Origin of the sequence: Streptomyces sp. NPDC048411, assembly GCF_040704695.1 — a bacterium.
GTDB lineage: Bacteria > Actinomycetota > Actinomycetes > Streptomycetales > Streptomycetaceae > Streptomyces.
Genome location: NZ_JBEZKL010000019.1, coordinates 1 through 14,704 on the forward strand (window position 1 = coordinate 1; position 14,704 = coordinate 14,704).

General features: G+C 69.3%; 17 protein-coding genes and 2 pseudogenes. 15 read left to right on the forward strand and 4 right to left on the reverse strand.

Annotated elements, in window-relative coordinates:
- Positions 1–683: 683 nt before the first annotated feature.
- From AB0915_RS09915 to AB0915_RS09950, 8 genes and pseudogenes are all read left to right on the forward strand, one after another.
- Complete coding sequence (locus AB0915_RS09915) at positions 684–872, forward strand: hypothetical protein (RefSeq protein WP_366690590.1); 189 nt, start codon at positions 684–686, stop codon at positions 870–872.
- A gap of 71 nt (positions 873–943) precedes the next feature.
- Positions 944–1,702: an SDR family NAD(P)-dependent oxidoreductase gene (locus AB0915_RS09920; RefSeq protein ID WP_366690591.1), complete on the forward strand. Its 759-nt coding sequence runs from the start codon at positions 944–946 to the stop codon at positions 1,700–1,702.
- A gap of 40 nt (positions 1,703–1,742) precedes the next feature.
- A complete protein-coding gene (locus tag AB0915_RS09925; protein WP_366690592.1) occupies positions 1,743–2,486 on the forward strand; it encodes a FadR/GntR family transcriptional regulator in 744 nt (247 codons plus the stop codon).
- A complete protein-coding gene (dgoD, locus tag AB0915_RS09930; protein WP_366690593.1) occupies positions 2,483–3,628 on the forward strand; it encodes a galactonate dehydratase in 1,146 nt (381 codons plus the stop codon). Before AB0915_RS09925 ends, dgoD begins: the two co-directional genes overlap by 4 nt.
- A gap of 5 nt (positions 3,629–3,633) precedes the next feature.
- Entirely contained in the window at positions 3,634–4,485 is an 852-nt protein-coding gene (locus AB0915_RS09935) for a hypothetical protein (RefSeq protein WP_366690594.1), read from the forward strand.
- Positions 4,473–5,120 (forward strand): bifunctional 4-hydroxy-2-oxoglutarate aldolase/2-dehydro-3-deoxy-phosphogluconate aldolase, encoded by a 648-nt coding sequence (locus AB0915_RS09940; protein ID WP_366690595.1) that lies wholly within the window; start codon positions 4,473–4,475, stop codon positions 5,118–5,120. The genes AB0915_RS09935 and AB0915_RS09940 overlap by 13 nt, the downstream gene beginning before the upstream one ends.
- A 19-nt stretch (positions 5,121–5,139) precedes the next feature.
- Positions 5,140–5,565: pseudogene (locus tag AB0915_RS09945) on the forward strand (SMP-30/gluconolactonase/LRE family protein); the annotation flags it as partial.
- Positions 5,562–6,563, forward strand: coding sequence for a sugar kinase (locus AB0915_RS09950; protein ID WP_366690596.1), 1,002 nt, complete (start codon positions 5,562–5,564; stop codon positions 6,561–6,563). The pseudogene AB0915_RS09945 and the gene AB0915_RS09950, both read left to right, overlap by 4 nt.
- On the opposite strand, the gene AB0915_RS09955 is transcribed toward AB0915_RS09950, so the two are convergent.
- The 3 genes from AB0915_RS09955 to AB0915_RS09965 all read right to left on the reverse strand — a co-directional run bounded on the left by AB0915_RS09955 (position 6,549) and on the right by AB0915_RS09965 (position 8,258).
- Positions 6,549–7,304 (reverse strand): class I SAM-dependent methyltransferase, encoded by a 756-nt coding sequence (locus AB0915_RS09955; protein WP_366690597.1) that lies wholly within the window; start codon positions 7,302–7,304, stop codon positions 6,549–6,551. The two genes, AB0915_RS09950 and AB0915_RS09955, sit on opposite strands and share 15 nt — an antisense overlap.
- Positions 7,305–7,335: 31 nt before the next feature.
- Positions 7,336–7,515, reverse strand: coding sequence for a hypothetical protein (locus AB0915_RS09960; protein ID WP_366690598.1), 180 nt, complete (start codon positions 7,513–7,515; stop codon positions 7,336–7,338).
- A 383-nt stretch (positions 7,516–7,898) separates the two neighbouring features.
- Positions 7,899–8,258, reverse strand: a complete 360-nt coding sequence (locus tag AB0915_RS09965; RefSeq protein ID WP_366690654.1) for a Mu transposase C-terminal domain-containing protein — start codon at positions 8,256–8,258, stop codon at positions 7,899–7,901.
- Between the two features lie 91 nt (positions 8,259–8,349).
- Here AB0915_RS09965 and nthB point away from each other — a divergent pair, with 91 nt between their 5' ends.
- The 4 genes and pseudogenes from nthB to AB0915_RS09985 all read left to right on the forward strand — a co-directional run.
- Complete coding sequence (nthB, locus tag AB0915_RS09970) at positions 8,350–9,021, forward strand: nitrile hydratase subunit beta (protein ID WP_366690599.1); 672 nt, start codon at positions 8,350–8,352, stop codon at positions 9,019–9,021.
- Positions 9,018–9,617 carry a nitrile hydratase subunit alpha gene (gene nthA / locus AB0915_RS09975; RefSeq protein ID WP_366690600.1) on the forward strand — a complete coding sequence of 200 codons (600 nt, stop codon included), beginning with the start codon at positions 9,018–9,020 and terminating at the stop codon, positions 9,615–9,617. The genes nthB and nthA overlap by 4 nt, the downstream gene beginning before the upstream one ends.
- Positions 9,614–9,976, forward strand: a complete 363-nt coding sequence (locus AB0915_RS09980; RefSeq protein WP_366690601.1) for a nitrile hydratase accessory protein — start codon at positions 9,614–9,616, stop codon at positions 9,974–9,976. The genes nthA and AB0915_RS09980 overlap by 4 nt, the downstream gene beginning before the upstream one ends.
- A gap of 153 nt (positions 9,977–10,129) precedes the next feature.
- Positions 10,130–10,213 (forward strand): annotated as a pseudogene (locus AB0915_RS09985) (IS5/IS1182 family transposase); the annotation flags it as partial.
- A 479-nt stretch (positions 10,214–10,692) separates the two neighbouring features.
- Here the strand turns inward: AB0915_RS09985 and AB0915_RS09990 are convergent.
- On the reverse strand, positions 10,693–11,955 hold the full coding sequence (locus AB0915_RS09990) for a phosphatase PAP2 family protein (RefSeq protein WP_366690655.1): 1,263 nt from the start codon (positions 11,953–11,955) through the stop codon (positions 10,693–10,695).
- A 397-nt stretch (positions 11,956–12,352) separates the two neighbouring features.
- Here AB0915_RS09990 and AB0915_RS09995 point away from each other — a divergent pair, with 397 nt between their 5' ends.
- The 3 genes from AB0915_RS09995 to AB0915_RS10005 all read left to right on the forward strand — a co-directional run bounded on the left by AB0915_RS09995 (position 12,353) and on the right by AB0915_RS10005 (position 14,610).
- On the forward strand, positions 12,353–12,664 hold the full coding sequence (locus tag AB0915_RS09995; RefSeq protein WP_366690602.1) for a hypothetical protein: 312 nt from the start codon (positions 12,353–12,355) through the stop codon (positions 12,662–12,664).
- Between the two features lie 275 nt (positions 12,665–12,939).
- Entirely contained in the window at positions 12,940–13,602 is a 663-nt protein-coding gene (locus tag AB0915_RS10000; protein ID WP_366690603.1) for a HEAT repeat domain-containing protein, read from the forward strand.
- Between the two features lie 3 nt (positions 13,603–13,605).
- A complete protein-coding gene (locus AB0915_RS10005; protein ID WP_366690604.1) occupies positions 13,606–14,610 on the forward strand; it encodes a MerR family transcriptional regulator in 1,005 nt (334 codons plus the stop codon).
- Positions 14,611–14,704: the final 94 nt, after the last annotated feature.

Sequence of the window (14,704 nt, forward strand, 5' to 3'; positions counted from 1 at the left end):
GTATCGGGGCGACCCTCCGCCTTGCGATCGCACGCACCAGACGCCGCCAGGCCCGCCCTACGGGCGGACGACGCTACTTTCGAAACACGCCCTAGGCCACGGGCGCCGGCTGGGGCGACTGGTTCCGGGAGAGGCGCTTCGCCAGCGGGGCCTTCGACGGGGAGCTCAGCGCCGTGTCCGGGCCGGACGGCGCCCTGCTCACGGCCTTCCGTGGCGTGGCCAGGCCTCAGGACAGGAAAAGTACCTGGTCAACGCGCTGGAAAATAATTAGTAATTAATCTTGACGGTGGTTCGGTCGCCACGCCAAGCTGTATCAGCCGAACGAGGGGCCGGCCGTCAGGGCGCCGGGCCCCGTTCCGTGGGCGCATAGGAAGTCCCATGAACACCACAGCACGGAGCAGCCGTATCTGCCTCGCGGGTGCCGCGGCCGGCGGCGCCACCGCGCTGATGAGCGGCTGCGTCGCCTCGTCGTCGACGAGCGGGAAGGGGGCCTCGGGTGGTGCGGTCACCCTGCAGTCCAACCTCTCTTCGCCGCAGGCCACTTCGGCGATGCAGGAGGTCGTCGACGCTTTCAACAAGCGGGGCGGGGCGAAGGGCTCGGTCAACGCCGTCGCCTCGGAGACCTTCCGTATGCACCTGCCGACGTACCTCACCTCCGCCACCCCGCCGGACTTCTGCACCTCGTGCCCGGGATCCGTCGCGGAGTCGTACGCAAGGAAGACCTGCTGCTCGGCGTCAGCGACCCGGCCGCCCGCTGCACCGACCAGCACACCAAGACGGTCCACAGCGGGGCCCATCTGCTGCACTGCGGACTGCTGTTCGCCTGGACCGCGCAGGACGACGCGGAACCCGTCGTCCTGGTCAGGCAGTAGCTGTCCGCTCGACGGCACCGTCAATGAAGTCGCCGATAGCGTTCACGAACACTGAGGAGTCGACCCGCCCCATGAACGGAAACACCCGCTTCGCCGAAAAGGTGGCCGTGGTCACCGGAGCCGCCTCGGGCATCGGCGCTGCCACCGCCGAACGACTCGCCGCGGAAGGCGCCGCGGTGATCCTCGTGGACATCGCCGCAAGTCCCGGCGAGAGCGCTGCCGCCGGTATCCGCGCACAGGGAGGCCGGGCGCTCTTCGTCCGCGCGGACGTCGCGGACGAGGGTGACTGGGAACGGATTGTCTCGGCGGCGCACACCTTCGGCCCTGTCGGTGTCCTGGTGAGCAACGCCTTCACGGTCGATGTCACCCCCGCACACGAGATGACCGTCGCCTCGTGGGACCGCCAGCTCGCCGTCAACCTCACCGGCGCGTTCCTCGGCTTCCGGGCCGTACTGCCGGATCTGCGCGAACGGCGCGGCGCCGTGGTGCTCACCTCCTCGGTCCACGCCCACAAGGGCATCCCCGGGCACTCTGCCTACGCGGCGTCCAAGGGCGCCCTGCTCTCCCTGTGCGGACAGCTCGCGGTGGAGTACGGACCCGAGGTGCGGATCAATGCCGTGCTGCCGGGTCCCATCCTCACCGCGGCATGGGACCGGGTCTCGGAGGAGGACCGCAGAAAGAGCGTCACCGAGACCGCCGCACAGCGCTTCGGAACCCCCCAGGAGGCAGCGGCGGCCATCGCCTTCCTCGCCGCCGACGAAGCGTCCTACATCACCGGGTCGAGCCTGCTCGTGGACGGCGGCTGGTCCGTCGTCAAGGCCTCGGCCTGACCGCCGCCGTACCCATCGCAGTTCAGAAAGGCACACAGACATGACGCCATACGCGCGCCGCGGAGTGCACGGCCAGACCGTGGAGATTCTTGCGCGCCGGGTGCTGAGCGGCGAGATCGCCGAAGGGGCGACACTCGACCTCGTGGCGCTCCAGGACGAGCTGGACGTCAGCCTGACCGCCCTGCGGGAATCCCTGAAGGTGCTCGCGGCCAAGGGGATGGTCGACGCCCGCCAGAAGCGCGGCACCTTCGTCAGAGCCCGCTGCGACTGGAACCTCTTGGATGCGGACGTTCTGCGCTGGCAGTTCACAGGCGGCACCGGATCCGGCACCGACCTGGCGCTGCTGCGCAATCTCGGCGAAGTGCGCGGCATCATCGAGCCGGCCGCCGTCCGGCTGGCGGCCGAACGCCGCACCGATACCGACCTCGACGCGCTCGAAGCGGCCCTGACCGCGATGGGCGAGCAGGAGGGCGGCGCGGCCCATGCGGTGGAGGCGGACCTTGCCTTCCACCGCGCGCTCCTCGCGGCCACCCACAACGAACTGCTCGAACGCATGGAGATGCTCATCGAGTCCGGCCTCGCGCACCGCGACGAGATCGTGCACAACTCGCCGCACGGCGAGGACCCCGTTCCGAGCCACCGTGCCGTCCTGGACGCGATACGCGACCGGGACCCGGCTGCCGCCGAACGCGCCATGCGGGCCCTGCTCGACCAGGCCGTACGCGACCTGGACCGGGCCCACGGCACCGGACCGGCCAACGACGTGGGGGCCGGGGCCCGGTGAAGATCACTCGCATCGAGACCTTTCTCGTACCGCCCCGCTGGCTGTTCTGCCGGATCGAGACCGACGAAGGAGTCGTCGGCTGGGGCGAACCCGTGGTCGAGGGGCGGGCCGAGGTCGTCCGCGCTGCCGTCGACGTCCTCGCCGAATACCTGCTCGGCCAGGACCCGTTGCGCATCCAGGACCACTGGCAGGTGCTCAGCAAGGGCGGCTTCTACCGGGGCGGCCCGATACTCTCCAGCGCTGTCGCCGGCATCGACCAAGCTTTGTGGGACATCGCCGGAAAGGCGTACGGCGCACCCGTGCACGCGATGCTCGGCGGCCCGGTTCGCGACGAGGTCCGGGTCTACGCCTGGGTCGGCGGCGACGAACCCGCCCAACTCGTCGAGGAGATCACCGCCCAGGTCGAGGCCGGGTTCACGGCCGTGAAGATGAACGCGGCGGGCCGCACCTCACCCCTCACCACCCCCGCCGAGACCGCCGCCGTCGTCGACCGGGTGGCCGCCGCCCGCGAGGTGCTCGGCCCCAGCCGCGACGTCGCCATCGACATGCACGGCAGGTTCGGACCGGCCGGTGCCCGCCGGGTCCTGCATGCCATCGAACACCTGCACCCGCTGTTCGTGGAGGAACCCCTCCTTCCCGAACAGGGACACCTGCTGCCCGCGCTCGTCGGCGCCACCTCCGTACCCATCGCCACCGGTGAACGGCTGTACGGGCGTGCCGAGTTCCTGCCCGCGCTCGCGGCCGGCATCGCGATTGCCCAGCCGGATCTTTCGCACGCCGGGGGCATCTCCGAGGTCCACCGCATCGCCTCGCTCGCCGAGACCTATGGGGTGCAGCTCGCCCCGCACTGTCCCCTCGGTCCCATCGCACTCGCCGCCAGTCTTCAGATCGCGTTCTCCACCCCGAACTTCCTCATCCAGGAGCAGAGCCGGGGCATCCACTACAACAAGGACGCCGACCTGCTGTCCTACGTCGTCGACACCGACCCGTTCCGCTTCGTCGGCGGACGGGCGCGGCGCACGCTCCTGCCGGGGCTCGGCATCACCGTCGACGAGAGCGCCGTGCGCGCGGCCGACCGGACCGGACACGCCTGGCGCAATCCGGTGTGGCGGCACGCCGACGGCGCCTTCGCCGAGTGGTGAGCACGGTGACCCCTCTCGGCATCGAGACCGACCCGGCCCACGGCGGACGGTGGACGTCGCTGCGGGCCGCCGGCCGCGAATGGCTCTGGCACCGGGACGAGCCGCGCCGCTCCGGTGCCGTTCCCGGCGACGCCTTCGCCGACGCCGGTGGTCTGGAGGAATGCGTACCGACCGTACGCGGCACACCCGACCACGGCGATGCCTGGGCCCGGCCCTGGCAGCGGGCCGACGGCACCGAGTCCGTCGACTGCGAGGACTTCCGGCTCAGCCGCCGGATTCGCAGCGACGGGGGGCGTGCCGTGGTCGACTACCGGCTCACGGCCGAGCCCGGCTATCGCTTCCTGTGGGCCGCCCACGCGCTGCTCGATCTCTCGGAGGAGGCCCGCATCGGGATCAGGGACGGCGTGCCTACCCGCCTTTATCCGGACGGCGGCGCCCGGTGGACCCCCTGCTCCTGGCCGTCGCAGCCCGGACGGACGGACGGGCTCGACCGGCTCGGGCCGGATGACGGGACGGCCGTCGGCGCGATCGTCCACACCCCGCAGGTGTCCGTCCACGACGGCGCGGCCACTCTGCGGATGGCCGTCGAGGCCGAGGGCCAGCCGGTGTCCGTCGCGCTCTGGCGCAACCTGGGCGGCTTCCCCGAGCAGGAGCCGTACCGGTCCGTCGGGGTCGAGCCCATGCTCGGCCGGGTCTTCGATCTGGCGACCGCGCAGGACGGGGACGCCGCGTGCGTCCCGCGCAGCGGCGAGGTCCGCTGGCGTCTCACCGTGACCGCGGAAGCGGCGACAGAGCCGGAAACAGACACAGTGACACCAATACAGACAGGGAAGGGAACTCGCACGTGGATCTGCTGACCGCGCTGCGCACCCACCGGATCGTCGCCATCGTGCGCGGCGACGACGCGGACGCCGCACTCAGGACCGTACTGACCCTGGCCGAGGAGGACCTCCCGCTCATCGAGGTCTCCCTCAGCGGCAAGGACACACTCGACGTCCTCCGCCGGGCCCGCGCCGCCCTCGGCTCCGGTGCTCCGCTCGGCGCGGGCACCGTCCTGACGGCACAGGACGCGCAGGCGGTACGCGACGCGGGAGCCGACTTCGTCGTCACTCCGGCCGTCTGCGAGGCCGTCACGGAGGCCAAGCGCCTCGGGCTGCCCGTGCTCGCGGGGGTGATGACCCCGACCGACATCGTTGCCGCGCAACGGCTCGGCGCGGACGCGTTCAAGATATTTCCTGCGGCGCAGGCCGGCGGCCCCGGATATCTGAAGGCGCTGCACGGCCCGTTCCCGGACGCGCCGTTCGTGCCCGTTGGGGGAGTGGACGCCGACGCGGCCGGTACCTATCTCGCGCACGGCGCCACCGCAGTCGGCGTCGGCTCACCGCTGACCGGCGACGCGGCCGACGGCGGCAGCCTCGACGCGCTCCGCGAGCGGGCCCGCGCCTTCCGCGACGCCGTACGTGCCACCGCCCCTGCGGATCCCCGGCGATGACCGCCGACACACCGGCCGTGTGCCCAACGGCCCGGCGTTCAGCGCGGACGGCACCGTGATGTACCTCGCCGACAGCGCGAAGGGGGTCATCCGCCGCTACCCGGTCGACCCGGGCACCGGGCTGCCGGGTACGCCGGACACCTTCGCCGTGCTCGACCGCGGCAGCCCCGACGGCATGACGGTGGACGCCGAGGGAGCCCTGTGGACCGCGGTCTGGGGCACCGGCACCGTCCACCGCTACCGCGCCGACGGCACCCTGGACCAGCAGATCAGGCTCCCCGCGACGCAGCCCGCCGGGCTGTGCCTCGACGGGGACACCCTGTACGTCACCAGCGCCCGGCACGGCCTCGCCGCACCCGGCCCGCTGGACGGTGCGGTCTTCGCCGTGCGGGTCGGGGTGCCCGGCCTGCCGCATTCCGCCTACCGACCCGGGAGGGCCGAGTGACCGCGATCCACACGTCCCACCAAGCCGGCTGGCGGCCCGCCCCGGGACCAGTGACCTGTATCGGTGAGACCATGGCGGCGCTGGTCCCGGAACCCGCCGCCCCGCTGGACGGCGCCGGTCTGCTCGGGGTCCGGATCGCGGGCGCCGAGTCCAATGTGGCGATGTACCTGGCCGACCACGGGGTGCCCGCCCGCTGGGTCTCCGCGCTCGGTGACGACCCGTTCGGACGCCGGATCCGCGCCGAAGTGGCCGCGTCCGGCGTCGACATCAGCGGCGTACGCACCGACCGGCACCGCCCGACCGGACTGCTCGTCAAGGACCCCGGCACCGACGGCACCCGGGTCCACTACTACCGCCGCGGCTCCGCCGCCGCGGCCCTGACCCCGGCCCTTCTGGACGACGACGCCGTGCGCACCGCCGCGCTCGTCCACCTCAGCGGCATCACCCCGGCGCTCTCGGCGGGCTGCCGGGATCTGGTCACCGCGCTGCTGGAGCCCGCGACCGGTGAACGCCCCTGCCCCGTCAGCTTCGACGTCAACCACCGGGCCGCCCTGTGGACGGACGGTACGGCGGCCTCCGTCCTGCTCGGGCTCGCCCGGCGGGCGGACATCACGTTCGTCGGTCTCGACGAGGCCCAGGCCCTCTGGGGAGGCGGACTGGCCGACGCCTGTGCCGTGCGGGACCTGATGCCGGAACCGCGCATCCTCGTCGTCAAGGACGGCGGGAGGGCGGCCACCGCCTTCGACGGCTCCCAGGTCCACACGGTGCCCGCACCGCGGGTCGAAGTTGTCGAACCGGTGGGCGCCGGTGACGCGTTCGCGGCCGGGTTCCTCGCCGGGCTGCTGCGCGGCGACGACACCGTACGGGCGCTGCGGCTGGGGCATCTCACGGCAGGCGCCGCGCTGCGGGTCACCGGCGACCACGGCCCGCTGCCGGACCGCGCCCGCCTGGCAGAGCTACTGGATGCGGCGCCCGAGGAGTGGTCAGGAGGCGGGTGACCTGGCGATCCGGCCACGCGTCGCCGAGTCCGTACCCATGCCGGGCAGTTCCGCTGCCCGGCGCCTTGCCCGGACGAGCTGGATCACGACGGGGTTGTCGTCCTGCGGCGCCCGCAACAGATCCACTGCTTCGACGGTGAAGGCGTGATCGGTGAGCAGGTCCTCCCACAGCTGCGGAGTGAGCACCCACATCTGGGTGGCGATGGGCTCCTCGTCCCGTAGCCGGATGACCTGCTCGCGCGGTGCCACGGTGCTGGACGGACCTCGGCCGTCGCCGTCGGTATGCAGGGCGGAGAAGACGAGGGGCGAGCCCTCGGCGAGGCCGTCTCGTAGGGCCGGGAACAGATGGTGCGGGTCGATGCAGCCGAACGTGCGGATGCCGTACGCAACGGCGTAGGGCTCCGCACCGTTCAGATGGTCGGCGACGTCGGCGCAGACGAATCGCACACCGGGCTCGTTGCCGTGGTCGGCCATGGCGCGTTGGTGCTGGGTGGGCGACATGTCGATGCCGTCCACGAGGGCTCCGTGGGTACGCGCGAGATGCACGGCGTGATGTCCGGGCCCCGACCCGATGTCGAGTACGCGCTTTCCCCGTAGGTCGCCGAGGACCTCGGCGCCGGGGCCGACGCCGGGCCAGAACGCCCAGTCGATGCGGTCCGGTACCGGTGGCGAGTAGCCGTAATCCAGCTGCCGCTGCCCGTAGATGGTCCAGCTCTGCTCGTTGATCGACTGCGCCGTCATGGGCGGGCTTCCTCCGAGGGGATGGGTGGGTTCAGAGCCGCAGCAAGTAGCAGTGGAAGGAGGGGCCGAGTTTCGTCAGGCGGACCTGCGACCACGACGTGGTGAGCAGGTCGGCTTCTTCGGTGCCGAGGTCCCATGCCTTGGGTTGTCCCCGGGAGGGGGCGTGGACGGAGGTGACCACGTAAGAGATCCGCGAAGGTGTCGCCGGCATCGACGAGGGCGTCGTACGTGCCCTGCTCGGTGAGGCGGCCGTGGTCCATGAGGACGATGTGATCAGCGAACCTGGTTTCCAGCCGATGTGTGACGACCATGGTGATCCGGTCTCCGGAGATGGCCGGACTTGCGGAGCTGGGTGCCCAGGGCGCGGAAGCCTGCTTCGCCGAGCGGGTTGACGGAGTATTGCCCGGAGTACGTGATGTCTGCGGGTGGCGGGGGTGGGACGGTGCTGGAAGTAGAGGGCACTTGTGCGTCTCCTGAAGCGGTGTGGCGGGATGAGGGCGGCGTCACGGAACTCAACGACAGATCCCGCTATGTCGAACACACGTGTTTCGGCCGCAACGGAATCCGTGCGTGACAGGGGGCCAGGCACGGTCCTCAGATATACGAGGGCAAGAGTTCACACGCTGATGGCCGAATCGCCGCGGCTGATACGCGTGTGACCGCTGAGGTCTGCCGCCCGGCCCGAGAGTACGGAGCGCTGGGACAGAAGCAGGCTGGCTCGGGCAAGATCCTCAGGCGTGTCGACCGGCACGCCGCTTCGCGGTGGTTGCGTACCCAGGCCCGGGAGATGTCGCAGAGGTCGTAGTGGACCTCCAAGTTCCGCCCGTCCGGGTCGGCGCCGGACGGCTGGCGTCGGAAGGGGTTCAACTCCGCGCTGTCGAAGGTGCAGTGACCCAGGCGGATGCCGTAGGAGTTGATCCTCCGCCGGCAGCGGGTCAGTAACTCGATGTACATCACATGCGGCCGATGCCGCGGTGCCGAGAACACCACCCCGTACAATTCCAGTGAATATGTCCACCATTGCAGATATATGAGAGCTTATGTGATGGATGGTATTGCCGATATGGGGGGAACCCAGGGATGGGGTCCCGTTCATCCGCCGAGACGCGATGAACCTGTTTTCGAGGAGTCCTGGCAGCGCAAGGCATTTGCGCTTGCCATCCTCTCCAGCCGCGTTGCGTGCGGCGGCATCAACACGGACGCCTTCCGGCACGCGCTGGAGCGCCTGGACCGAGCCGCCTACCTGGACGACGGCTACTACGGACGCTGGCTCAACGCCGGGGAGCTGATGCTTACCGACAGCGCCATCCTGGCGCCGGGCGCGATCGACGCCCGCGCCCGCAACCTGCGCGGTGAACAGGTCGAGGAACCGCCGATCCCGGAGCCCGCCCGGCCCGACTACGCGCCGACCGTCGAGGGCTCGCTGCGCACTGTGGACGCCGCCCCGGTCTTCGCCGTCGGCGAGAGTGTGCGCGCCAAGGACATGTCGCCGCCCGGGCACACTCGGCTGCCCGGCTATGTGCGGGGCCATACCGGCATCGTCGAGCTCATCCAGCCCGCCGCGGTGCTGCCGGACACCCATGCGCACTTCCTGGGCGAGAACCCGCAGCATGTCTACTCGGTTCGGTTCGACTCGCAGGAGCTGTGGGGCGCCGACGCCGAACCCTTCGCGCTCACCGCAGAGCTGTATGAGAGCTACCTGGAGGCAACCTCATGACCACCACCGGTGGACCGGGCGAGAGGCTTCCTGCGGCGCTGCGCACCGAGGCGCTCGAGCAACTGCTCACCGAGCGGGGCCTGATCGACCCGAAGGTGATGAACGGGATCATCACCACCTACGAGACCAACGTGGGCCCGCTCAACGGGGCCAAGGTCGTCGCCAAGGCGTGGACCGACCCGGAGTACCGACGGCGGCTGCTCGAGGACGGCACCGCCGCCATCAAGGAGCTGGGCTTCTCGGGGCAGCAGGGCGAGCACATCGTCGTCGTGGAGAACACCGCGACCACCCACAACGTGGTGGTCTGCACGCTGTGCTCATGCTACCCGTGGCCGGTGCTCGGCCTGCCGCCGAGCTGGTACAAGGCCCCCGCCTACCGCGCGCGGATCGTCAGGGAGCCGCGGACGGTGCTGGCCGAGATGGGACTCGAACTCTCCGACGATGTGCGGATCACCGTCCGTGACTCCACCAGCGAGGTGCGCTGGCTGGTGCTGCCGGAACGTCCGGCCGGCACCGAGCACCTGTCCGAGGAAGAGCTCGTGCCGCTGGTGACGAGGGACGCGATGGTGGGCGTGGCGAAGGTCAAGGCCCCATGAGCGCGCCGCTGGACATCGAGGGCCCGACTGCACCGCCCCGCTCCAACGGCGAGTTGGTGTTCTCCGAGCCGTGGGAGAGCCGCGCTTTTGGCATGGCCGTCAGTTTGTACGAGGCGGGCGCGTTCGCATGGCCGCAATTCCAGGCCGCGTTGACTGCCCGGATCGCTGCTTGGGAGAGTGCGTCGGCGCGAGAGGAGCCCTACAACTACTACCTGCTCTGGCTGGGTGCCTTGGAGGACGTGCTCGTCGACCTGCGCACCGTGTCCACGGACGAGGTCACCACACGCGCCGAGGCCCTGGCGCAACGCCCCGAGGGCCATGACCACCGTCACGATCACGACCATCCGCACTCGCACTGATCCGCAGCGTCCTCCCCCGACGGCGGATCGCAACCCGCCGCTGGCCCCGTGGCCCCGTGGCCCCGTGGCCCCGTGCCAGGGCGAGCAGCGCGCGGGCGGCGGTGGAGAGCGTTCCGCGGCGGTGGGGACCCCGTGCGCGAGTGCGACGACCGGCGGGAAGTGCTGGCGGCGATCATCTTCGTGGCCACCTCGGGTTGCACGTGGAATCAGTTACCTCCACCTTCGGGCCTTCGGGGCCGACGGCTCACCGGCGCTTCAGTGAATGGTTGGTCGATGGTCCGGTCGGCCACGGACTTCGAGATGCCGAAGACCGCGGCCGACTCAGCGCAACGTCAGGTTCGTCAAGGCCGACCGGCACATGGGGGGCGGCGTCGCGGGGCTGGGCACGCACTCGCCTTGAGGGCCAGGGGGACCCCCTCCGGCGTTGTCGTCAGTCGACAACTCCCCCATAGCCCTGAAGGCATGGGGGACCCCCTTCGCGTTGCCTCCGTCCTCCGCCTTGCAGCTGCACGCACCCAGCCCCGCTCCTTCTCCCACCCCCCATGTGACGGTTGGTCTAAGTGTGGGATCTCAGATCCCGTGGCCACTCCGTGGCGGACGTTTCGCTGGTAAAAGGTCTGAAGCGCTACTCGGGGGCCTACTGGTTGGCGACGGCGCACAGTCACGGGATCCATGAGTCGCACCTGGAGCTCGCACACCTCCTGATGCAACATGACTCAAACCAGTTCGGGTTGCGGTTCCGGTTGCGGAGCTGGTGCGGCCTTCGGTTCCCACAGTTTGGTGGCCCGTACGTAGCCGTGGACCACTGAGGCCATCGCCAGAAGGAGAAGTGGTCCAAACACCCACGGATGTTTGGCCATCTCCATCGGCAGATAGCGATATGACACCAAGAGTGCAGTGAAGATCGTTGTACCGTAGGTGACCAGCTGGATTCCTGACCGGTCCCAGCCACGTTCGATCGAGCGCAGCGCTGCCTCGATCGTAAACGTGAACACCACGCCGGCAACGATATCGGCGCCGTAGTGGTAGCCGAAGCCCAGCGTCGCGCCGAGCGTGGCAATCAGCCAGCCCGCGCCTGCGAATTGCAGAATCCGTGGGCCCTTGCGGGAATGGATGAAGATCGCGGTAGCCCACGCTGTGTGCAGGCTGGGCATGCAGTTGCGTGGGGTGATCTCGTCGAATGGCATGTGGTGCGGAGTATTGATCGGCGGCGGCGTGCCCGGCCACAGGTTGGCCACCGCCCAGTGCCCGCCATCGGCGCCGTAGGCGAAGATCGGCCCGACCACGGGGAAGATCATGTAGATGCCCGGCCCGAGGAGGCCGATGACCAGAAAGGTGCGCACCAGATGGTGGCGCGGGAAGCGACGGTCGACCGCCACGCTACGTAGCTGGTACACCGTGACGACGACCGCGGCCACCGGAAGCAGAGTGTAGACGGAGTCGAGAAAATGGGCGCCGATCGAGCCAGTGGCTGTGACGATCCGGCCTACCAGCCACGACGGGTCGCCCAGCGCATGATCGGCGGTTGCCACGTACTGGTCGAGGACCGCCGGGCGGGTCTTCGACGTGATGAGTAGCCAGGTGTCGCCAGTCTTACGGCCGGTCACCAGCAGCAGGCCCAGCCCGACACCCTTCAGCAGCAGCATACGTTCCTGGCCCGTGCGGCGCGTGAGAGCGATGACCGCATAGCCCAAAATCACCCACAACGCGCCGTTGCCGAAGGGGTGCCCGTCGGTCACTTTGGCGTCGGCCGCCCACCGCACCAGTAGGAAGGTGAGGTCGATGCCGATCGCGACACCAGTCGCGATGAACCGTTGTCGCCAGGTGAGCACCACCATCATCAGCGCCATGCTGGCGTACAACAGGAAACCCGATTGGGGGGCGAATACCACCTCTTGCGCCTGGGTGGTGATCGGTCCCGGCAGGCCGTAGCGACGCGCGGCGATCTCCAACGCGATGAGGAATCCGAGGGTCACCAGCGCCGCCGTGGCCCACAGTATCGCCCGTGGTTGACGCCACACGGCGAACGAAATTCTGTTGTTTCTTCGTGAAAGAACCCGCGATGCTATAGGTATCAATTGTTTAGCCGATTTGTTAGATGTTAGTTAACGACACTCTTCACGCCGGATACGTGGATTTCCGGTGAAGGACGGGCGATGGCGCTCGTCGTGAGTTCGAACATGCTATCGGGGTGGTGCGGGTGGGTCGATGGCCACGGGTGGTGCGAAGGCCGGTCGACCCTGGCTCGATGGTCCAGCGTCTTGAAAATGACCACGGAACTCTCGAACGCCCGGCGGGCATCGAGGGCGACACGGGCTACTCAGCGGCCTTGAAGCGTGTGCAAAGGGCCGTGAACTGGCGGCCTGGGCGGAGGCGTTGGCATACCGCCAACACGCCCATTACAGCGATCAGTTCTCCCTTCGTGACGAAGCCTGGGACAACGGTCCTGTCGACTGGGGCCGTCGGTATGTTCGTCCTTGGCCACAACGCCCAGCTGTCCGGCCCTTCCTCCCCGAGGACCTGGCCCACGTCTCGCCGTACCTGACCGAGCACATCAAGCGGTTCGGCGAGTACAGCACGCACGAACTCGCCATCGAGCCCGAGGCGTACGACTCGAAGCCCGACGTCGGCTTCACCCCGCTGCGCGAGCATGATGTGACCCTCATCGGCCTCGGCCAAGCCGCCTGAGAACCGAGGGACTCCCGCCATGTCCGCCGCGTATGCCCGGGCCGCTGCCTCTACCGGGCCGAGCGGGTCTACGTCGATGCCGCCGGCATCGCACACGAGGTCCTGCACCTGGACGCCGTTGGCCACACCACAAGCCTCATGACGTCACGCACGTCTCGTCTGACCTGACAAGCACCGGACTCGGTGGGCCGAGGATGCCTGGCCATCTCCCGACCTGGCTCCGCTTGACCTTGACACAGTGACAAGGGCTTCACTGTGTCAAGGAGGTGGTCCCGATGACCATGCCGAAAGTGGACACGATCACGATGCGAGTTCTCCAGGGGCTGGAGAACAACAGCTCGTCGGTTCGGCTGCAGGCAGCGCTGGCGGTCGGCACGACCCCGGACCCGGGGTTCATCGGCAAGCTCATCGAGCGATGCGCGATCGAACCCGAGTTCTACGTGCGCGAAATGCTGACATGGGCACTCGCCCGCCACGCGGCATCGATGACGGTCCCGGTGCTTTTCGACGAAGTCCGCTCGGAGCCTGCGCAGGCACGGAGCCAGGCGTTGCACACGCTGTCCAAGATCGGGGATCGGCAAGCGTGGCCGGCGATCACACCGGCGCTGCTGTCCGATGCCGACGACGAGGTGGCCCGGAGCGCCTGGCGGGCAGCGGTCGTGCTCGTGCCCGAAGGTGAGGAGCACGAGTTGGCCGCAGTGTTGGCGACACAGCTCGGGCGCGGCGAACGCGAGACGCAGCTGAGCCTCAGCCGGGCGCTGATCGCGCTCGGGGAGGTGATGTTGCCGGCACTGGGCGCCGCGACGACGGATCTCGACCCTCGCGTGCGCGCGCACGCGATCGCCACGGAACGGCTGTGGCGCGAGCCGGATGCCGGATTCGAGTTCGCGATCGAGGAGGCGAAGCGCATTGTAGCCCTCGGCCAGGAGGGACGGTAGACAGTGTTGATCGGTGATGTCGCGCGACGGTCCGGGGTCAGCGCCCGCATGCTCAGGCATTACGAATCGCTCGGCCTGGTGCGGCCAACGGGTCGTACCGATTCTGGCTATCGAGAGTTCTCCAGCGAGGACATCCGGCGAATCTTCCACATCGAGAGCCTGCGGTCATTGGGGCTGTCGCTGCGCGACGTCAGGCGCGCGCTCGATGAACCCGGCTTCGCGCCCGCGGGGCTCGTCGACGACCTCATCCGCCAGACGCGAGACCGCATCGCAGCGGAGACGGAGCTGCTCACGCGACTCCGTCGGATCGGTGCCGCGGAACCCGCCCGCTGGGAGGACGTCCTTCAGGTCGCCCCGCTCCTCCAGGCGTTGGGGTCGAAGAACGCGGGGGCGCGGCAGCGCGCGGCCCTCTCCGCGGTCGAGGAAGTTTCCGTGCCGGTGGAAGCACTGGTCGAGGCCGTGCTGAGCGAGTCGGACCCGAACGTCGCCGGAGCCCTTCGTTGGGCTCTGGCGCAATCGGGCGAGAACGGGCTGGCACTGCTGGCGGAGGGCCTCGGCTCACCCGCGGCCGAGGTGCGGAAACGTGCCGTCCAGTCCATCGCCGAGATTCCGAACGGTGAGGCGACCGCACTGCTGCAGGACGCCCTCACGAACCCCGACATCGTGGTTCGCAGATACGCGGCTCTGGCGCTCGGGGCACGTGGAGTAGCCGACGCGGTCCCGACGCTCATCGACATGATCGTCGAGGAGAGGAACGACGCCGACGCAGCCGATGCACTGAGCGCGCTGGCGAGTGATCCCGCGTTGGCGGACCAGATCGCTACTGGGCTCGTCGACTGCCTCGTCGACCGCGCCATTGAATCGTCTGCACGTCGACGGCTGACACAGGCGCTCGCGGACATCCCGGGGATCACGACGTCACGTGCCCTCGCAGATCTGTCACATGACGAAGACCGTGCCGTTGCGCTTACTGCGACATACATTCTCAAGCTACGCAACGCACGATAGCGAATCTCTCCTGGGGTGCTGTGTGTGGGGCCCAGTTGTTGCTGGTCACCGCAGACAGGCCCACGGCATCGCCGAGGACCCCGGCTGTACCGCG